15 protein-coding genes are annotated in these 19,320 nt (G+C 60.5%); 1 reads left to right on the top strand and 14 read right to left on the bottom strand.

Features of this window, described 5'->3' with window-relative positions:
- Positions 1 to 71: 71 nt before the first annotated feature.
- From GGD46_RS15175 to GGD46_RS15140, 8 genes are all read right to left on the bottom strand, one after another.
- Positions 72 to 1,610, bottom strand: coding sequence for a hydantoinase/oxoprolinase N-terminal domain-containing protein (locus tag GGD46_RS15175; RefSeq protein WP_184705216.1), 1,539 nt, complete (start codon positions 1,608 to 1,610; stop codon positions 72 to 74).
- Positions 1,607 to 2,683 (bottom strand): DUF917 domain-containing protein, encoded by a 1,077-nt coding sequence (locus GGD46_RS15170; protein WP_184705214.1) that lies wholly within the window; start codon positions 2,681 to 2,683, stop codon positions 1,607 to 1,609. The genes GGD46_RS15175 and GGD46_RS15170 overlap by 4 nt, the downstream gene beginning before the upstream one ends.
- Before the next feature lie 169 nt (positions 2,684 to 2,852).
- Positions 2,853 to 4,448 (bottom strand): ABC transporter substrate-binding protein, encoded by a 1,596-nt coding sequence (locus GGD46_RS15165; RefSeq protein WP_184705212.1) that lies wholly within the window; start codon positions 4,446 to 4,448, stop codon positions 2,853 to 2,855.
- Between the two features lie 40 nt (positions 4,449 to 4,488).
- Positions 4,489 to 5,622, bottom strand: coding sequence for a DUF917 domain-containing protein (locus tag GGD46_RS15160; RefSeq protein ID WP_184705210.1), 1,134 nt, complete (start codon positions 5,620 to 5,622; stop codon positions 4,489 to 4,491).
- Positions 5,615 to 7,171 (bottom strand): hydantoinase/oxoprolinase N-terminal domain-containing protein, encoded by a 1,557-nt coding sequence (locus tag GGD46_RS15155; protein ID WP_184705207.1) that lies wholly within the window; start codon positions 7,169 to 7,171, stop codon positions 5,615 to 5,617. Before GGD46_RS15155 ends, GGD46_RS15160 begins: the two co-directional genes overlap by 8 nt.
- A gap of 17 nt (positions 7,172 to 7,188) precedes the next feature.
- A complete protein-coding gene (locus GGD46_RS15150; RefSeq protein WP_184705205.1) occupies positions 7,189 to 8,835 on the bottom strand; it encodes an ABC transporter ATP-binding protein in 1,647 nt (548 codons plus the stop codon).
- A 4-nt stretch (positions 8,836 to 8,839) separates the two neighbouring features.
- On the bottom strand, positions 8,840 to 9,721 hold the full coding sequence (locus GGD46_RS15145) for an ABC transporter permease (protein ID WP_184705203.1): 882 nt from the start codon (positions 9,719 to 9,721) through the stop codon (positions 8,840 to 8,842).
- On the bottom strand, positions 9,721 to 10,749 hold the full coding sequence (locus GGD46_RS15140) for an ABC transporter permease (RefSeq protein ID WP_184705201.1): 1,029 nt from the start codon (positions 10,747 to 10,749) through the stop codon (positions 9,721 to 9,723). Before GGD46_RS15140 ends, GGD46_RS15145 begins: the two co-directional genes overlap by 1 nt.
- 135 nt (positions 10,750 to 10,884) lie before the next feature.
- Here GGD46_RS15140 and GGD46_RS15135 point away from each other — a divergent pair, with 135 nt between their 5' ends.
- Positions 10,885 to 13,239 (top strand): helix-turn-helix transcriptional regulator, encoded by a 2,355-nt coding sequence (locus GGD46_RS15135; protein ID WP_184705199.1) that lies wholly within the window; start codon positions 10,885 to 10,887, stop codon positions 13,237 to 13,239.
- Between the two features lie 24 nt (positions 13,240 to 13,263).
- Here the strand turns inward: GGD46_RS15135 and mnhG are convergent, their stop codons facing one another.
- From mnhG to GGD46_RS15105, 6 genes are read right to left on the bottom strand one after another with little or no spacing between them, the layout of a single operon-like run.
- On the bottom strand, positions 13,264 to 13,647 hold the full coding sequence (gene mnhG / locus GGD46_RS15130; RefSeq protein ID WP_184705197.1) for a monovalent cation/H(+) antiporter subunit G: 384 nt from the start codon (positions 13,645 to 13,647) through the stop codon (positions 13,264 to 13,266).
- Positions 13,644 to 13,925, bottom strand: coding sequence for a K+/H+ antiporter subunit F (locus GGD46_RS15125; protein ID WP_184705195.1), 282 nt, complete (start codon positions 13,923 to 13,925; stop codon positions 13,644 to 13,646). The genes mnhG and GGD46_RS15125 overlap by 4 nt, the downstream gene beginning before the upstream one ends.
- Positions 13,922 to 14,398, bottom strand: a complete 477-nt coding sequence (locus GGD46_RS15120) for a Na+/H+ antiporter subunit E (protein WP_184705193.1) — start codon at positions 14,396 to 14,398, stop codon at positions 13,922 to 13,924. The genes GGD46_RS15125 and GGD46_RS15120 overlap by 4 nt, the downstream gene beginning before the upstream one ends.
- Positions 14,398 to 16,008 (bottom strand): monovalent cation/H+ antiporter subunit D, encoded by a 1,611-nt coding sequence (locus GGD46_RS15115; RefSeq protein WP_184705191.1) that lies wholly within the window; start codon positions 16,006 to 16,008, stop codon positions 14,398 to 14,400. The genes GGD46_RS15120 and GGD46_RS15115 overlap by 1 nt, the downstream gene beginning before the upstream one ends.
- On the bottom strand, positions 16,005 to 16,343 hold the full coding sequence (locus GGD46_RS15110; RefSeq protein WP_184705189.1) for a Na+/H+ antiporter subunit C: 339 nt from the start codon (positions 16,341 to 16,343) through the stop codon (positions 16,005 to 16,007). The genes GGD46_RS15115 and GGD46_RS15110 overlap by 4 nt, the downstream gene beginning before the upstream one ends.
- A complete protein-coding gene (locus GGD46_RS15105) occupies positions 16,343 to 19,264 on the bottom strand; it encodes a monovalent cation/H+ antiporter subunit A (protein ID WP_313206304.1) in 2,922 nt (973 codons plus the stop codon). The genes GGD46_RS15110 and GGD46_RS15105 overlap by 1 nt, the downstream gene beginning before the upstream one ends.
- Positions 19,265 to 19,320 lie beyond the last annotated feature (56 nt).

Here is a 19,320-nt window from a genome sequence, read left to right as displayed (position 1 = left end):
ATCAGCGCTTCCTGTGCGCCGAATGCCGCTCCCATAAGTGGCGTCCAACCAAGACGATCGGGCACCGCGATTCATTTAAAGGCGATATCGCCGATGACCCTTACTCTTACGCGCCGCGCACCGCCAGGCAGATAAGCAATTGGAATGTCCTCGACTTCGAGCGTCTTCAGACTGGCGCGGCTGGCGCCGGAAGCAACTGCCGCGTTCTGAGCCTCCGCCTCTGCCTTCGCGAGAGCTTCGTTGCGGCTCAACCCCGAGAACACCTGGTCGACTTCGCCCGAAACCTGCGCCATCGCAGCGCCAAGCGCATTGGCAACGCCGGCATTTTCGACGCGAAGAACCTCTGAAGCACCCGCGATCTTATCGGGGATCAGGAAGGCGCCGCCGCCGACGGCGATCAGTTGCACATCCTCCGCCGAGGTCTTCATCTGGTCGAAGCTGTCTGTCACCATGTCGCGGATGCGTCCGAGGCTCGCCTTCACGAAGGCCGGATCGAGGTCGCGAACGCGATCCTTGTCTCCCATCTCGATCAGACCGGCGGCGACGGCGACGTCCGACGTCGTCAGCGTGTTGCCGCCGAAGACGCGCGCCTCCGTCAGGATGCGATAGCCAACCGAACGCGGGCCGACCTTGCCTGTTTCCGGATCGATGATTGTTCCGCCGCCAAGTGCGATCGGCAGAAGATCCGGCATGCGGAACAGCGTGCGCACGCCGCCGATATGGACGATGTTGTTGGCCTCGCGCGGGAAGCCACCAACGAGGCAGCCGATATCCGATGTCGTGCCGCCGACATCGATGACCATGGCATCGCTCAAGCCGGTGAGAAAGGCTGCGCCCCGCATCGAATTCGTCGGGCCGGATGCAAAGCTGTGAACCGGATTGGTCGCGGCGACATCAGCCAGAGCGACCGTGCCGTCATTCTGCGTCAGATAGAAGGGGGCTGTAACGCCTGCTTCGCGCAGCGCATCCGAAAATGCCTGTACCGTCGTCCTGCCGAGTGACTGCAGTGCTGCATTGAGAAGCGCGACATTTTCGCGCTCGAGCAGGCCGATCCGCCCAAGCGTGTGCGACAGCGTAATCCTTGCATCGGGGATCACCGAACGAACGATCTCTGCAGCCTTGACCTCGCATTCGGTCGTCAACGGCGAGAAGGTCGCCGATATCGCGATAGATGTGATACCGGCATCGCGGATCTTCATGGCCGCTTCGCGGATTTCGTCGGGGATCATGGGCACGAGCGGACTGCCGTCATACTCATGGCCGCCGTGAACCATGAAGATCAGCGGATCGACGGCCGCGCGCAGATCGTCAGGCCAATCGCACATCGGCGGCAGGGACGCACCGGTCGGAAGCGCAATGCGGATAGCAGCCACACGTTCCAGCCGCGCCCGCTCGACGACGGCGTTGGTGAAATGCGTGGTGCCGATCATCACGGCGTCGATCGGCCGGCCGGATCCGCCGACATGGCCGGCGACATGGCTCAGGGCCGCTTTTACACCGGACATCACATCCTGTGTCGTGGGAACCTTGATGGAGGCGATGATCTTTTCACCGTCGATCAGAACGGCATCCGTATTGGTGCCGCCAACGTCAATACCGATGCGCTTCATGCGAATACCGATCTGAAATCAATGTCATAGCCGAAAGCACGCGGGCCGACAGCAGCGATCCCCGCGGGCGTGGTCAGGAGCTCCGGAGCCGGCAGGGCGACAACGGTCACGCGCTGGCCATAGCGCACAGACTCGGTGCCGATGGCGCCGCCGGAAATCGTGTCGAGAAGGCAAAGAAGATCCGGTGTCATCGCTACCGGTTCGCCATCGCGGAAGGCGACGGCCCATTCATTCTGGAAGGCAAGCTCCATGCGCGAACCCTTGTCAGCATCGATGCCTTCGATGACGGTCCGACCGCGCAGGAAGCCGCCGGTGGTTTCACGCGCCACATCGATCACCTTGCCGCGAAACAATTGCTTGCCGCCCTCGTGATCGAGGACCGCCTTTATCGGGTCGTCGTGACGCGCACGCGCCTCGATGACGGCGCGGCCAAGTTCAGTCGCCTTGGTGATGGTGTAGTGAATGCCCCAATCTTTCACCTCACGGCCGGTGCGCGGCGCCTTGCAGGTGGCGGCCGTCGAGCCAACCTCCGTACAGACCTTGCGCGAAATCCGCTCCATCCACTTCCAGGACGCAGCCTTGGTGACGATGACCTCGTTGTCGCGCACGTCGACCAGGGAAAGCGGATACATCGGCAGATTGCCGATGGCGAAGGAGGTCATCTGCGCCTCGGGATAGGCACGTCCCATCGCATCGGCGTTGACGACCGGCCTGCCCAGCATCGCGGCAGCGAGGAAGGAGGACAGCGCATTCGAGCCGCCAATCTCGACGCTCATGATCGCGCGGAACGGCTTGCCGAGATAATCCTCCATGACCTCGACCGCACGCGCCAGATGCACGGGATCACTTAGACGCTCCTGTCCCACAAGCGGCGCCCCCATCTTCGAGACGACGGCAACCATGTCGTCATCATCGAGCGCCATCGGATCCATCACCTGTACGCGACGACCTTCGGCATAGAGCCTTCGAAGATTGAGGGTCGAAATATAGGGATTGCCACCGCCTCCGGTTCCCAGGATCCAGGCTCCCGTTGCGAGCGGCTCGATATTTTCTTCGGCGAATTCCTGAAGCATGTTTCACCTTCGGCAATAGAGCGGTTCAGCATTTCACGGAACTCTGGGCCGCTCTATCTCTTTGTTTCCTCGCAATTCCGGACGGAAAACCGCTCCGCACTTTTCCCGGAGTTGCACTAGCTGTCCCGACCCCGAATGGGGCCGGGTCGATGTCCTGTGCAGGCGAAGATCAGTTCGCCTTGCAGTCCCAATGGAAGTTCGAGAAATTCAGATCCCAGCTCTGCATGGGAATGAACGCGTAGCCCTGCAAGCACTTGTTCGCTGCATAGCGCCGGTTCGGCGATACTGCCCACACGTCGGGCTGCAGCTCGGCGAGCTTTGCCTGCAGTTCCTTGTAGGTCGCATTCTGACCCTTGATGTCAGTGGTCGCCCGCGCCTTGTCGATCAGTGCGTCGACCTCGGGATTCTGCAGCCATTCCATCGACATCCAGGTGCCTGAAGCCTTTGAGTGGTACTGGTTGTAGAAGATCGCGTCCGGTGACGGATAATTGGGCGAGATGTTGACTTGCGTCGACGCCGGCGTGGTTTCCGGCTTCGACGAAAGCTCGACGATGCGGTTCCAGGGCTCGGGCTTGATATCGAGCGTAATGCCGATCTGTTCGAGATTGGCCTGCATCAGCAGCGCGACCTCGGATTCAAAGGCAAGCGAGGCGACGTAGCTGTTGACCAGCGTGATCTTCTGGCCGGCATATTTCGATTTGGCGAGCTCTTCCTTCGCCTTTTCGAGATCAAAAACGCCGGGCTGGATATCGTTGCTATGGGAGTCCTTGAAGACGGTCGAAAGCGGACCGGTCATGTCGAAGCCGGGGTAGATCGCCTCCTGGATGGTCTTGTAGTCGGTGGCATAGGCAATCGCGCGCCGCACATGCACGTCGTCGGTCGGATAGACCTTGCTGTTCAGCTTGATGACGAAGCCACCCGCCGTCGTCGACTGGAGCAGCTTATAGCCCGGCATCTTGCCGATCGTTTCATAGGTATCATTGCCGAGGCCATGCGAGGAGAGACCGAGCTCGCCCTTTTCCGCCAGCGCCTTGACGGTAGCGTCGTCGCTTGTCTGGACGAAGCGCACCTCGTCGATCGGCGTTCCCTTGGTCCAGCCGAGGAAATAATCGGCGTTGCGAGCGATCACCATATCGGCGGAGCGATTGTAGCTGACGAGCTTGTAGGGGCCGGAGCCGGCGGAGTGCTCGCCGACATAGGCTTCGCCCCATTTGTCATCCGGCTTGGAGTTGGCTTCGATCAGCTTCTCGTTCAGCGCCATCATCAGCGGTGTGACGGCCATGAACGGCGAGAACTGGCGATCTAGTTTGACGACGACGGTCTTCTCGTCCGGTGCGGTGACGTTTTCGGGCTTCACGAGGCCGACGACGAGATTGGATGGGCCCTTGTTGATGCCGATCAAACGCTGAATTGACCAGACGAAATCGGAGGCCTTCACAGGCTTACCGTCCTGGAACTTGGCATCGTCGCGAAGATGGAACGTATAGGTCAGGCCGTCCTGCGAAATCTCCCAGGATTTTGCCAGATGCGGCACGATCTCGCCCGAAGGACTGACCGTCGTCAGGGCATCATACATGTTCACGATGGCCATGTAGCCCGTGTAGTCGGTGACCTTCGCCGGATCGAGCGAGCTGAAAATCTGCATCGTGTTGACGGCAATCGACACCTTGTCGGCGGCCGATGCCGCAACCGAGGTCAGCGGCAATGCCATGGCACCGGCAAGCAGAAGCGACGAAAGACGCAGACCGTTGGAACCCATCTTCATTCAAGTTCTCCTCTTTGTGCGGGAACTGCCCCGCTTATGGTTAGGCTGCCTTCTGCCCTGGGGCTGGCAGCGGGGAATAGGTGATCTCCGGATATCCGAACGCGGCCGGGCCAACGACATCGAGCGCGCGCGCGCTGCGCAACAGCTCGTGGCAGGGAATGGCGACAACGGCGACGCGCTGGCCGTAGCGCAGCATTTCGGTGGTGATCGGATAGCCTGTATCGACGTCGAGCAGCACGATTAGATCCGGCACGCAGACTTCGATCACGCCGTCACGACGGAAGACCAGGAACTCGTTCTGGATCGCCACGTTCGCCGTCTGGCCGTTGCAATCGTCGAAGCCGGCCAGTTCCATATCGCCGATGACGAAGCCGCCGCGCAGATGACGCTTCAGGTCGGTGATCTTGCCGTTGAACACTCGCCGCCCGCCTTCCAGCGCGCAAACCGCGGCGATCGGATCTTCCTGCGCCCTGCGTGCGCGGATCACCGCTTCGCCAAGCGCGATCGCCTTGGTGAAGCTCTTTGGGATGCCGTACTGGTGGACGTAGTGAGCCTGCATCGGCGCCGTTGCCAGCATCGCGCCGCCGCCTTGCGCCACGACGCAGGCGCGAGCCATACGTTCGTGCCAAACTTCAGATACGGCATGGCTGAAGATCACCGCATTGCCGTGCAGATCGCACATGACCGACGGCGTCGAGCTGTGGCCATAAATCGAAAAGGTCGTCATCTGCATTTCGGGAAAGGCCCGGCCCATCCCGTCACAATCGAGGATCGGCAGACCGCCAAGAGCCGCTGTGACCAGCGGGTTCATGGAATTCGCGCCGCCGATTTCCTCGCAGACGATGGCATCGATCGGCGTACGGATAAGCTCTTCCATGGCACGCAGGCACCGCAATCCTTCACGCCCCTCGCGGATGCGCTCGACGCCGACGACGGGTGCGCCGATGCCGCCGATCGACATGCAAAGGGCGTCAGGCTCGATGGCGTCTGTCGCGAGAACCTTCATCTCGTAGCCAGCCTTCATGGCTTCGAGGACGAGGAGCTTGCCCTGATAGGGGTTGCCGCCGCCACCGGTGCCGAGAATGCCCGCTCCGATTTCCAGCGCATCGAGATCCTCGGGCGTCAGCCGGCGCAGGGCGGCATCGTCGTATTTCTGCTTGCGCGTCTCAGGCATGATGGCCTCCCATTTCACCGACGACTTTGACGTGAATGCGCGTGGCGTTGCCTGGCAGATAGGCAAGCGGCGTGTCCTCGCGCTCGATAACTTCAAGGGTTTCTGCAAGGGCACCGGCAGCGATTGCCTTTTCACGCGCTTCGGCTTCCGCCTCGGCAAGCGCGCTCTCGCGCGTGCGGCCATCGACAAGCGAGAAGACCCGATCCGTCTCGCCGCTGATCTGGGCGATGGCGGCACCAACGGCGTTTGCGACGGCAAAATTTTCCGGCATGATCACCTGGAGATCACCGATGCGATCAGGCATCAGGATCGAGCCGCCGCCGACTGCGATGACCGGCACCGGCGTAGAGGAAATGCGGCTCCGCTCGACGCAAGCCTCCAGCATGGCGTTGATCTTTGCCACTGCCGCATCAATTAGTCTCTTGTCGAGTTTGGTGACGAGCGCACTGTCACCGATTTCGGCCTTGCCGGCTGCTACAGCGATGTCGGTTGCCGTGAGTGTCGTGCCGCCGAAGCACATGGCTTCTTGGCGCACGCGATAGCCGACCGACTTAGGTCCGACGGTGATAGCCGTATCGCCGTTGACGACGAGCGAGCCGCCACCCAGGCCGATCGAGAAGACGTCAGGCATACGGAAATTGGTGCGGACCCCGCCAATATCGACCGTCGTAGAGGCCTGGCGGGGGAAGCCGTGCGAGAGAGAGCCGACGTCCGAGGTCGTGCCGCCAATGTCAACGACGACGGCATCCTTCAGCCCAGTCAGGAACGCTGCCCCACGCATGGAATTGGTCGGACCGGAGGCAAAGGTCAGCACCGGGAAAGCGCGTACGACATCGGCAGCCATCAGCGTGCCGTCGTTCTGCGTGATGTAGAACGGGCATGGGATGCCGGCAGCGACAAGCGCCTTGCCGAAGGCAGCGACGGTGCGATCCGCAAGCGACAGCAGGCTCGCATTCATAATCGCCGCACTTTCGCGGGCCAGCAGGCCATGACGGCCGATATCCTTCGACATGACGACAGGCAGGCCGGGGCAATGCTGCTGCAGAATTTCCTTGGCTCGCAACTCCATGGCATCGTTGATGCCGCTGAAAACGCAGGTCACCGCGGCGGCCTTCAAGCCCTTTGACCGGATTTCGCCGGCGATGCGCACGATGGCATCCTCGTCGAGCGGCGAAAGTTCGCGGCCATCGAACTCGTAGCCACCTTTGACCTGATAGCCGTGATTGCCGACGATCTCGCGCAGGTCATCGGGCCAATCAACCATGGGCGGCAGACCGGCGCCCGACGGCAAGCTCAGGCGGATGGCCGCAACCTCGTCCATATGACGGCGCTCGATGACAGCATTGGTGAAATGCGTTGTGCCGATCATGACGGCTACGATGCGGGTACGATCGATGCCGGAGGCCTCGATGACCTTCTCCAGCGCCTCGATCACGCCCGACGTCACGTCTTCTGTCGTCGAGGCCTTGACCCCCGCCAGAACAGTTTTTCCCTCAAGGACGACAGCATCCGTATTGGTGCCGCCGACGTCAATTCCAACGCGATACACGTTAGGCTCCTCTTCGATCAGTCTGTGGTTTTGACGAGGAAGCGCATGCGCTCTTCCTCGCTCACGCTGGGCTTCAGGCGCTCTTCTGCGTCGGTGACGACGGGAATGGCGGCTATCAGCGCGCGTGTGTAGGGGTGATTGGGTGCGGCAAAGACCGCCGGCGTCGGTCCTTCCTCGACGATCTCGCCTCGCAGCATGATGGCGATGCGCGAGCAGAAATTGCGCATCAGCGATAGGTCATGCGAGATCATCAGATAGGTGAGACCAAGTTCTTCGCGCAGCTGCAACAGCAGCTCGATCACGGTTTTCTGCACCGACACGTCAAGCGCTGCCGTCGGCTCGTCCAGGATCAGGATCTTCGGCTCGGCAGCAAGCGCACGTGCAATCGCCACACGCTGCTTCTGGCCGCCGGAAAGCTCATGAGGGTACTTTGCCAAGTAGGATTGCGGCAGGCGCACGAGATGCATGAGCTGCTTCATCCGCGCTTCGCGAGCCGGCCGATCCATGCCGATGGATTTCAAGGGCAGCGCCAGTGTTTGCTGGACGTTGCGCTTGGGATTGAGCGAGGTGCCGGGATTTTGATAGACGATCTGCGTCAGCCGCCTGCCACGCCCCGGGGCCGGCGCGTCGATGGCCACGCTGCCCGACGTCGGGCGCGACAATTCCATGATGATGCGTGCGACCGACGTCTTGCCCGAGCCGGACTCGCCGGCCAATCCGAAGATTTCGCCTTGACGCAGCGTCAGGTTCACGTCGCGAACGGCATGGAAGCCGGGCTTCCTGCCGTAGATCTTGTTCAGCCCCTCCACCTTGACGATGGGAGCACGATCGCTCTGCGGCAGATCGACGACGCGGTCGCCATAAAGAGGCGGTACAGCATCGAGAAGCGCCTTGGTATAAGGCTGCTGCGGGCTGGTCAGAATCTCGCGACAAAGGCCGGCCTCGACGATATCGCCGTGATGCATGACCACCACACGATCCGCAACCTTGCGCACGACACCGAGATTGTGGGTGATCATGAGAAGAGCCATACCCTCCTCGACCACCAGCTGGTTGATGAGATTGAGGATCTCGTCTTGCGTCGTCACGTCAAGCGCCGTGCCCGGTTCATCGGCAATCAAGAGCTTCGGCTGATGAAGCAACGCAAGCCCGATCAGGACGCGCTGGCGCATGCCACCCGAAAGTTCGGACGGATAGGCATTCATCACACGTTCGCCATCGGCAAGCTGCACGCGCCGCAAGACGGCAGCAATCCGCGTACGGCGCTCGGCCTTCGACGAACGGATACCATCGCGCTTGTCGGCAAAACGCATGACATCGTCGAGATGCGTGCCGATCTTGAAGACCGGATTAAAGGAGGAAAGTGGATCCTGCATGATCAAAGAAAAGGCGGTGCCTTTCAGCGCCTCGCGCTCCCGTCGCTGCATTTTAAGGACATCACGACCCGCGACAGAGATGGTGCCGGAACTGATGGTGGCGTTCTTCGGCAAAGTGCCGATGATTGCCTTTGCCGTCACCGACTTGCCTGATCCGGTTTCGCCGATCAGTGCGACGCGTTCGCCGGCTGCGACAGTCAGGGCGATATCGCGCAGCACCTGACGGGTGCGGCCGTAGGTCGTGAACGAGACGTTGAGAGCGTCGATCTTGAGAAGCGGCTCTGTCATGGAATCAGCCCTCCACATCAAACATGTCGCGCAAGCCGTCGCCTAGGAGATTGAACCCGAGCGTCACGTAAAAGACCGCGGCACCGGGGCAGACGACTTCCCACCAATAACTGGGCATAAACTGGCGGCCATCGGCGACCATGGAACCGAGGTCGGGAATGGGCGGCTTCACGCCGAAGCCAAGGAAGCTGAGGGTGGCGCCGAACAGGATGACGAAAGCCGCATCCAAGGTCGTCTTGACGGAAATGACCGCAACACAATTCGGCAGAATTTCGCGGAACAGGATGTGCATGGGTCCGGCTCCGGCAAGCCGGGCTGCTTCGATATAGTCTTCCGACGCGATGGACTTGGAAACGGAGTAGATCAACCGCGCATGCCATGTCCACCACAGCAGCGTGATGGCGATCATCGCGTTCATCAGGTTCGGCTCAAGCAGGTTCGACACGGCAAGCGCCATGACGAGCGGCGGCATCGCCAGCATGACGTTCGTCAGACCCGTGATGATCTTTTCGACCCAGCCGCCGAAGTAACCGGCGATCAGGCCGAGCACCGTGCCGATCGGCACGGAAATGCCGAGCACGCCGATCACCAGAAGCAGGGAAACGCGCATGCCGAAAACGGTGCGGGAAAAAATATCCCGGCCCACCTTGTCGGTGCCGAACCAATGGGTGGCATCCGGCGCGACATGCCTGGCGCGGAAGTCGACGACAGCGCCTACATGCTTCGGATAGGGCGTGAGCCAGGGAGCAAAGACTGCAAGCACGACAACGGAAATCAGGATCAGCGTGCCGATCACCGCAGCCGGGTTGCGGCTGAAGCGATACCACATCATGTAGCCCGTGCTCAGTGCGCGATCGGAGGCATCAAGCATCTTCATATCGGCCATCAGCGTGCCTCCCTGCGGCGCTGGCGCGGGTCGATGATCGAGATCAGGACATCCACGACCAGGTTCGCAACGATGAAAAACAGGCCGGCGACCAGCACCACGGCAGTCACGGCATTGAGGTCTTTCTGCAGAATGGCGTTCAGTCCGTAGGAGGCAAAGCCGCCCCAGGCAAACACCATCTCGATGACGAAGGCATTGCCGATGAGCGAGGCGAATTCGAGCCCCATGATCGTCAGCGGCGCGATCGACGACAGCTTGAGGAGATAGCGGAAAATGATGACCCGCTCGGGCACGCCGAAGCTCTGAAGGGTCAGGACATGGTCCTTGCGCTGGTTCTCAAGCATGGAGGACCGGGTGATACGGGTAATCTGTCCAATGCCGGCCATGGCGAGCGCGAAGGCTGGCAGGATGAGATGCTGGAGTGCGTCGAGAAACACGTTCAGACGACCGGCCGTCAGGCTGTCGATCAACAGGAACCCGGTCGGACCGGCCTGAAAGCTTAGGGAATGATCGAGGCGACCGATGATCGGCCAGTTCGGCAAACAGCGAGCCGCCAGCAACTGCAGACTGATCGCAAACAGGAAGCTTGGGATAGTGACCCCAGTCAGCGACAGGATACGGCCGATATGATCCAGTGCGCGATCGCGGAAATGGGCTGTGATCACACCGAGCGGGATAGCCACCACGAACATGAAGATCACCGAGACGAGCACCAGCTCGACGGTCGCCGGCACGGTCTGCTCCAGATCGGTGGTAACAGGACGCTGCGAGACCAGAGACATGCCGAGATCGCCGCGCAGCGCCTTGCCGACATACTCGGCATATTGCACCGGCAGCGGCTTATCCAAACCCATTTGCGCGCGCAGAGCATCGACCTGTTCCTGCGTTGCCGCCGGACCGAGTGCCATGCGCGCCGGATCGCCCGGCACGACGCGCGCAAGCGCGAAAATCATGATTGAGAGCGCGATCATGACCAGCACGAACGTGCCGAGCCGCGTCAGGATCGCGACCAACGGATGTTGCTGCATCGACGGGAGGTTCCTTGTTCGCCAGCTAACTGACAGACAACAATCCTCATCTGCGGGCGGCGAACAACTAGTCAAAAGTATAGTTTTTTGGCTTTAAGGTATAGGTTATTCATCCGCGATCGCTTACAAAGCGACATGGATGCACCGATCCCTCGCCAACGCCTTTGCCATCGCATCGCCGAGCAACGAGCCGGTGTCATCTTTCTGCGAGCCCCTGCTGGAGCAGGAAAGACCGTCACGCTTTCCATGGCCGCCGAGGGTATGGGCAAGCATGTATGCAACTTGCAGCAACCTCGCATGAGCGACATCGAGGACGGGTGGCTTTTCTGGGACGTGCCGGTCTCGGCTCGGTCGGCGCGCCTCTCCGCACCATTGCTGGAAAACATCGACATACTGGTCGTTGCCTGTCGTCCAGACCAGCGCATCAGCGGATTGGCGCGTCTCATTCTTCATCGCGGCTCGACGACGATCCGTGCGGACGAATTGACCTTCTTGGCGGAAGAATTGAGCGGCTTGCCGGCGGAAGACGCACGCAGCCTTCTTGAGCATTACGCTGGCTGGCCCGCCTTCCTGCCGCTGGTCGGTTCCAAAGCTCCTCGCCTGGCTGTCGATTACTTGCGCGAGAATTTTCTGGGTCACCTTTCACCTGCGCAAACCGCCACCCTCTCGATCTGGCTTGAAACACCGATACCGACCGCCAACGAGGACTGGGCGGACTTGCTGCCTCCCCTCCTCATCGATGAGCCGGACAAGCACATCGAGCTCCGTCAGCTTCTCGTCATCGCCGTTAGCGAGCGTCTCGCGACATTCGAGAACACTGTCGCCGTCATCGAAGTCGCATCTGCCTTCGAAAAAGCTGGGCGGGCACTGGCGGCCATGACCTTGCTTCTCGACCACGGGCACGAGGCACATGCAGCGCAGATTCTTGAGCGTTCCCGAGGGCTGGAGCTGATATACAGAAATAGCCTTGATGCCTTCCGTGACATCATCATGCGCTTCTCTCACGAAATGATCGCGACCAACGAGATCGTGCTTTTCGCGCTCGCGCGGATGCTATTGAAACTCGGGGAGCTACAGCGTGTCCGCCATCTCGTCGGCAAACATCTGGGCTCGGATTATCTGGACCCGCTCAAGGTCTTGCTGCGCGGATCGCGCTTCTCCTTCGCTGCCCGAACCTTCAGGCTCAACCTCATGATCTCCGAGGATCTGATGCCCACCGACGCTATGATCACCCGCCTCGGGGAATTCATGGCTGATTACCCCATGGGCGATCACGGTAAATGGGCGGCCTACTACAATGCGCTGCTGGAGTTCGAAATCCGCCGTCGAAACTTTCGGGAGGCGGAAGCCGCCGCCGCCCGGGCGCTGATCTACCTTGGCCACATGGGCGGCCAGCCACTGCTCGAATTCTTCATTCACCTGCATCAGGCGGTGTTGCGGCTGATGAGCGGCGATGCGCTGTTTGCAAGGCGCGCCGCAAAAGATGCCCGCCTCAAGCTAGAGCAGGTGCCGCACATGGCGGAGGCGGAATTCCGCATGCTGCGCCTGGTGGAAGCCTGTATTGCCTATGAAGCAGGGCAGCCGCGCGATCTCCTCCAATTCGTTCAAGGCGAATTCGACGGTTTCGCCGCCGCCGAAATCTGGCCCAGCCTCATGCAATTTGCCCTTCACTACGCCTCGCAGATTCTAGCGGACCATTTTCCGATGGCGATACGGCCAGGATTTCTCGACGGACTTTGGATTCATCTGTCAGAGGGGCTGCAGTTCCACGCCATGATGGAAATCCGAACGGCCATCGCCTACCAGAATGCCGATCGCTGGGGCGATGCTGCTGCCACGCTTTCGGCGGTCCGCATGCGGATCGGCCGCAACTGGGTCGAGAGCGCGCATGAAGAGCTGACGCGCCTGACGAGGCGCGACGAGATCTCCTACACAATGGCCTGGCTGCGCGATGCTGTCCGCCTTGCGACGCCCCGTCCCTATCTCTCACGTCAGATCGACGCGCTGATCGCCAACCCCAAGGTGACGAACCGCGAGAAGGTCGCGCTGCAACTCTGGCACAGCTATGCCGCCTACCAACGCCGCGATAGAGCGGCAACCCGTGCTCACCTCCTGTCCGCGCTCGAAGCGTCGACCCGCCTCGGATGCCATGGCGTGCTCTCCGAGGAACGCATCTTTCTTTCCCCGCTGTTGAAGAACGAACGTATTCGCGGCTTCATCGAGACATCATCCGATGTCCGCACTGCACTCTCGCTCTTTGCCGCCTCCGTGAATTCGCCCCAAGCCCGCGCACTGCAAGGTGGCCTGTCGCAACGCGAGGCGCAGATGATGCAATTGATTGCCAGCGGCATGTCCAACAAGCGCATCGCCAATACGCTCAGCATTTCTGAGGTGACCGTGAAGTTTCACCTCGGAAATCTGTTTCGTAAGCTCGGTTGCCAGCGTCGGGCGGAGGCGATCCGTGCGGCAACCGCTCTCGGCTGGCTTTGAGCGCCGAAAGAACGAGCCGGTGGTCTATGGCAAAGGCCCTTCGGCCGAAGACTCGCCTCGCGCGTTCTTGGGCGGAACATTGCCATTCTGCTCGGCGCGATCGCGATGTAGTGCCGCTCGGGCGAGCAGCATGAAGGTGATGGGTGTCGTCACCGTTACGAAGATGCCGATCAGAAGTTCATGGATGACGAGGGAATGCGTCGATGTCGAAAAGAAGATCATCGATGCCACCATGATGGCACCGATACCGCCGCTCGTTCCCAGCGTGGGAGCATGGATGCGCTCGTAGAAGCTTCCCATTCTCAGAAAGCCGATTGCGCCGACGAGGGTTAGAAAGGCGCCGACGACAAGCAATCCACCGATGGGGATTGCGGCCCAAAGCGGTATGTTTTCGAATGGAGTGCTCATTCGATCACCTCGCCGCGCATCAGGAATTTCGCAAGCGCGACGGTCGCGACGAAGCCAAGCATGCCGATGACGAGCGCGGCCTCGAAATAGACCACCCGGCCCGTACTGATCCCGAAGGTAAGCAACAGCAGCATCGCGTTCACATACAAGGTATCGAGCGCAATGATGCGATCCTGGGCACGCGGGCCGCGAAACATGCGAACAGACGAGATCGCCATGGCAGCGACGATCATCAGCTGCGCGACCGAGACGGACATTTGGATAATCATCGCGCTCATGCGAATATCTCCATCAACAGGCTTTCATAGCGATTGGCGACCGTTTCGCGCCATTGCGCCTCGTTCTCGAGATCAAGCACATGGAGCAGAACAGTATTGTCGTTGGAATCATATTCGAGCCATGCGGAACCGGGCGTGCTGGTGAGGATGACGGCGAGCAATGCCAACGAGATCTGATCCCGAACCCGGAGTTCCAGGGTCACGAAGCCAGGTGTCGCGTTCCGCGAACCGCCGCGCAAGATGATCCACGCCACCTGCACGTTCGATTTCAACACGTCGAAAACGACACGAAAGAAAAGCTTGGGCAGCAGATACCACTTTCTCAACTTCGGCTTTTCGGGCCGCAACGACGCCATGGCCCAGGAGGCAAAGACGGCAACGACGATGCCGAGAAGAAGATGGCCAAGCGTGAAGCCGTTCAGCAGCAGCCAGATCAGGATCAGGGCCAAGGTCAGCAACGGATACGGCAGCATCACGAACCTCCTGCCTTGCTCGACACGACTGCCGCATTGCGGACTGCGTTGACATAGACACTGGGATCGCTGAGCGTCCGGATCGTTACCTCCATATATTGCATGACGGGACCCGCCCATATGGTCAGCGCAAGCGTCAGGGCAAGCAGGCCCATGACCGGCAATATCTCGATGACGAGCACGCGCGGGACCGTGCCCTCAAGCGAGCTCCAGAATGTGCGAATGCCGGCGCGTGTCATGGAAATCAGAGCGGCAATGCCGGATAGGATTACCAGCAGGATCAACGCCCAGACGGAGGCGCTCGGCGGCACGCCGATCGCGCCTGTTCCCATCATGGCCGACAGCATCGCAAACTTGGCGACGAAGCCTGAAAGCGGCGGCAGGCCGGCCAGAAGGATGGCGCAGGCGGCAAAGCAGATGCCAAGCATCGCCATGGTGCCGGGCATTGTGACCCCGTCGCCTTCCTCAGGCTCCTTCTCCTCGGCGTCCCCATAGGCTTCCATGGTAACCGCAAGAACGCTGGCGCCCGCATCCTGACCGCGCTCGACAAGCTCGATCAGCATGAAGAAGGCGCTGATCGTCAACGTGGAGCTGACGAGATACATCAAAGCACCGGCCGAGATGGATCCATCGTTGATGCCGATCACCATCAGCAGGGTTCCGGACGACACCAGCACAGAAAAGCCGGCAAGCCGCCCGAGCGCCTGCGATGCCAGAACCCCGATAATGCCGAAAATCAACGTCGCCATGCCTCCATAGAGGAGCATGGTCGCGCCGAAGCCGGCTGAAGGCCCTTGACCGAAAAGAAGCATGGTCAGCCGCAGGATGACATAGATCCCGAGCTTGCTCAGAATGGCGAATATGCCTGCAACGGGTGCCGACGCTGCACTATATGCCGTCGGCAGCCAGAAACACAAAGGCCACATGCCGGCCTTGATCAGGAAAGCGATGCCGAGCACGCCGGCGCCTGCCTGCATGAGCATGCGGCGGTCAGCAGCCATTTCGGGAAGGCGCACTGCAAGATCGGCCATATTGAGTGTTCCCGCCGTGCCGTAGATCAGGCTGACGCCGATGAGAAAGAGCAGCGCTGCCGCGAGATTGACGGCGATGTAGTGCATTCCCGCTTTAACGCGAAGTGGCCCGGAACCATGGAGCAGCAGGCCGTAAGAGGCCGCCAGCATCACTTCGAAGAAGACAAAGAGATTGAAAAGATCGCCGGTCAGAAACGCGCCATTGACGCCCATGAGCAGCAATTGGAACATGGTGTGGAAATGGGCGCCGACCGCATGCCAGCGCGCAAGCGAGAAGATCAATGCGGCAACAGCGACAATCGACGTCAGCAGAAGCATGAGCGCCGAAAGACTATCGAGCACCAGCACGATACCAAAGGGCGCGCTCCAGTTTCCGAGAAGATAGGCTTGTTCCCGGTCCGCGGACCCGCCTTCCGTGTGGAAGAGCGCGAGCGCAATGCCGACCAACAAAAGCGCAGCCGCCAAGCTGACAAGCGCTTTCAACGTGCGGTCGCGCTCGTCGATGAACAGGAGAACGGCACCCGCGACCAGCGGCAACAGGATGGGAGCGATGATGAGGTGGTGCGACCAGCCTGTCATTTCCGGTCGCTCCTTCCGTCGACATGGTCGGTGCCGGTCAAGCCGCGCGAGGCAAGCAACACCACCAGGAAGAGCGCGGTCGTTGCAAAGCCGATAACGATCGCCGTCAGCACCAATGCCTGTGGCACCGGATCAGCGAGCGTCGATGTCGGCACGCTGCTGGACAGCAGCGGCGGCATGTTCGTCTTCACGCCACCGACGCCGAAGATGAAGAGATTGACGGCATAGGATAGTAGCGAAAGGCCGATAATGACCTGATAGGTGCGCGGACGCAGGATCAGCCAGACACCGCAGGCTGTCATCACACCGATAGCAACGGACAAGATGAGTTCCATCAATCCCCCTTTGCCTTTTCCGCCTCTATGGCGCGAAGGCGGTTGATACGGATCGATTGATGCGCAAGCGCAACGAGGATCAGAACAGTGGAGCCGACGACGAGCATGAAGACGCCGAGGTCGAAGAGCAGCGCGCTCGCGGCCGGTACCTTCCCGATCAACGGCACATCCAGATACTGGAAATGCGACGTGAGGAATGGGTAGCCGAAGAACCATGCGCCTGTGCCTGTCGCCGTCGCAACGAGCAGGCCGGCCCCCATCCAGCGCAATGGCAAGATGCGAATGCGATCCTCCGCCCAGCGCGTGCCACCGGCGAGATATTGCAACAGGAACGCGATGGACAGTGTCAGGCCCGCCGAAAAGCCGCCGCCAGGCAGATCATGCCCGCGCATGAAGATATAGACGGACAAGGTGATCACGAAGGGGAACATCCATTGCATGATCACCGACGGGACGAGCAGATAGTCCCGCACGGTATCACCGGCGGAACGTTCCGGCCGCTCCTCGTCGAAGCGATTCTGGATCCGCTGCTGCTCCGGCATTTCCATGCTATCGGGAGCCGGGCGGAAACGACGCAGAAGCGCATAGACGGTGAGCGCGACCACGCCGAGAACGGCGATTTCGCCCAGGGTATCGAAGCCGCGGAAATCAACCAGAATGACGTTTACGACATTCTGCCCGCCACCCTTTGAGTATGCATTCTCAAGGAAATAATTCGCAATGGCATCGGGTGCCGGCATGGTCATGACGGCATAGGATATGAACACCATACCGACGCCGCAGGCGACGGCAACCGTAAGGTCGCGAAAACGGCGGAAGCGGGCGCGCAGTTCCACGGTATCATCGACACCTTCCGTCCGCTTCGGTAGCCAGCGCAAACCGAGCAGAATGAGAACCGTCGTGACGATTTCAACGAGCAGCTGCGTGATCGCGAGGTCCGGTGCAGACAGCCAGACGAAGGTCATGCAGACAATCAACCCGACGCCGCCGAGCATCACGAGAGCCGCAAGCCGGTGATATTTGGCGAGAAATGCGGTACCGATCGCAAGGCAGATGCCGATCGCCCAAACCGATGCGAAGACCGGATCGGCGCCCGAAAAGGCGAAATGGGGCGCTTCAAAGCCGGATAGATAGAGCGGGAGCAACCCGGCTGCAAAACCGGTGACGACCACCCAGCGAAGCTGTGGCTGCAAATTACGCGTGCCGATCCGCTTTTCCGCGTTTCTGGCCCAATTCCAGGAAACCTCGACCAGAACGCGCTCGAAGATGCGCTGCCCCTTGAGGCCACGGAACAGCGGTGGACCGTCCTCGCATCGCGACAGATAATCCTTGAAGACGAAATAGAACACTGTTCCGCCGACGAGAGCGATGACGCTCATGACGAGCGGCAGATTGACGCCATGCCAAAGCGAAAGGCTGTATTGTGGTGTGTCTGCGTGCAAAACGCTGACGACGGCCGCCTGCAGGAAAGGAGCGACGGATATGGCCGGTACGATACCGACGATCAGGCACACGATGACAAGCAATTCAATCGGGAAGCGCATCCAGCGCGGCGGTTCATGCGGCTTGACGATCGGCAGGTCTGTCGGCGCGGGACCGAAGAAAACCGTTTGAATGAAGCGCAATGAATAGGCGACGCTGAAGGCGCTCGCCAGGGTCGCCACATAGGGCAAGATCCGGTCCAGAATGGAATCGGCATGCGTCTCGATGGCTTCCGCGAAAAACATCTCCTTCGACAGGAAGCCGTTCAGGAGGGGAACGCCGGCCATCGCAGCGCTCGCAACGATCGCCAGCGCACCGGTGAACGGAAGGTATCGGAACAACCCGCTCAAGCGCCGCATGTCGCGCGTGCCCGTCTCATGATCGATGATACCGGCCGCCATGAACAGCGATGCCTTGAAGGTCGCATGGTTCAGCATGTGGAAGATGGCGGCGACGGTCGCAAGTGGGCTGCCGAGGCTGAGCAGCGTGGTGATGAGGCCCAGGTGGCTGATCGTCGAATAGGCGAGCAGCCCTTTGAGGTCCTGTTGGAACATCGCGAAATAGGCGCCGAGCAACAGGGTGGTGATCCCTGCCGCGCCAACAATATAGAACCACTCGTCCGTGCCGGCCAGAACGGGCCAGAAGCGCGCCAGCAGAAAAACGCCGGCCTTCACCAGCGTCGCCGAATGCAGATAGGCCGAGACGGGCGTCGGGGCGGCCATGGCATTCGGAAGCCAGAAGTGGAAGGGGAACTGCGCACTCTTGGTCAGCGCACCGAGCAGGATCAGCACCAGCGCCGGCGTATAGAGCGGATGATTGCGGATGAGGTCGCCGGACGCGAGAATCTTATCGAGATCGTAGCTGCCGACGATGTGACCAAGCAGGATCACTCCGATCAGCAGGCAGAAGCCGCCGATGCCGGTGATCGTCAACGCCATGCGCGCGCCATCGCGGGCGGCAGCGCTGTTATGCCAATAGCTGATCAGCAGGAAGGAGAAAATGCTTGTCAGCTCCCAGAATATCGAGAGCAGGATGACATTACCCGAGAGCACGATGCCCAGCATCGCTCCCATGAAAGCTAGCAGGAAAGAGAAGAAGCGGGGAACCGGATCCTCTTCCGACATGTAGTAACGGGCATAGACGATAACGAGGAAGCCGATAGCGGTAATGACGACGGAGAAGAGCCAGGAAAAGCCATCCATCCGAAGGCTGAAATCAAGCCCGAGCTGGGGCAGCCATTCGATGCTGTATCGCACCACCCCTCCGTCAATGACGGCTGGGTACGAACTGATTGCGATCAATAGCGCAATAAAGGTCACCGAGCCGGCGATCCAGGCCGGCGTGCGGCGCGAGGTCGTGCGCAAGAGGCATACGGAAAGAAGACTTCCGATAAACGGCAGAGCCAAAAGTATTAAAATGAAAATAGGCTCGCGGGTTATCCCAAAACGTCGTTCCTTCGCTTGGCCGGATCACCTCAGTCCCCGCAACGGCGAAC

Origin of the sequence: Martinezella lusitana (assembly GCF_014207095.1) — a bacterium.
Classification (GTDB): domain Bacteria; phylum Pseudomonadota; class Alphaproteobacteria; order Rhizobiales; family Rhizobiaceae; genus Rhizobium; species Rhizobium lusitanum_B.
Note: the sequence above shows the minus strand (reverse complement) of the source record. Positions and strands in the feature narration are given on the sequence as shown.

What these genes read in the sequence shown, in the direction of transcription:
- GGD46_RS15120 (WP_184705193.1), bottom strand. Translation starts at nt 14,398, where the DNA reads ATGCTGCCGTATCCGTTGCTGACCTTGGCCCTGATCCTGATCTGGCTG.
- mnhG (WP_184705197.1), bottom strand. Translation starts at nt 13,647, where the DNA reads ATGAGCACTCCATTCGAAAACATACCGCTTTGGGCCGCAATCCCCATC.
- GGD46_RS15170 (WP_184705214.1), bottom strand. Translation starts at nt 2,683, where the DNA reads ATGCTTCAGGAATTCGCCGAAGAAAATATCGAGCCGCTCGCAACGGGA.
- GGD46_RS15140 (WP_184705201.1), bottom strand. Translation starts at nt 10,749, where the DNA reads ATGCAGCAACATCCGTTGGTCGCGATCCTGACGCGGCTCGGCACGTTC.
- GGD46_RS15165 (WP_184705212.1), bottom strand. Translation starts at nt 4,448, where the DNA reads ATGAAGATGGGTTCCAACGGTCTGCGTCTTTCGTCGCTTCTGCTTGCC.
- GGD46_RS15160 (WP_184705210.1), bottom strand. Translation starts at nt 5,622, where the DNA reads ATGCCTGAGACGCGCAAGCAGAAATACGACGATGCCGCCCTGCGCCGG.
- GGD46_RS15115 (WP_184705191.1), bottom strand. Translation starts at nt 16,008, where the DNA reads ATGACAGGCTGGTCGCACCACCTCATCATCGCTCCCATCCTGTTGCCG.
- GGD46_RS15125 (WP_184705195.1), bottom strand. Translation starts at nt 13,925, where the DNA reads ATGAGCGCGATGATTATCCAAATGTCCGTCTCGGTCGCGCAGCTGATG.
- GGD46_RS15135 (WP_184705199.1), top strand. Translation starts at nt 10,885, where the DNA reads ATGGATGCACCGATCCCTCGCCAACGCCTTTGCCATCGCATCGCCGAG.
- GGD46_RS15110 (WP_184705189.1), bottom strand. Translation starts at nt 16,343, where the DNA reads ATGGAACTCATCTTGTCCGTTGCTATCGGTGTGATGACAGCCTGCGGT.
- GGD46_RS15145 (WP_184705203.1), bottom strand. Translation starts at nt 9,721, where the DNA reads ATGGCCGATATGAAGATGCTTGATGCCTCCGATCGCGCACTGAGCACG.
- GGD46_RS15175 (WP_184705216.1), bottom strand. Translation starts at nt 1,610, where the DNA reads ATGAAGCGCATCGGTATTGACGTTGGCGGCACCAATACGGATGCCGTT.
- GGD46_RS15150 (WP_184705205.1), bottom strand. Translation starts at nt 8,835, where the DNA reads ATGACAGAGCCGCTTCTCAAGATCGACGCTCTCAACGTCTCGTTCACG.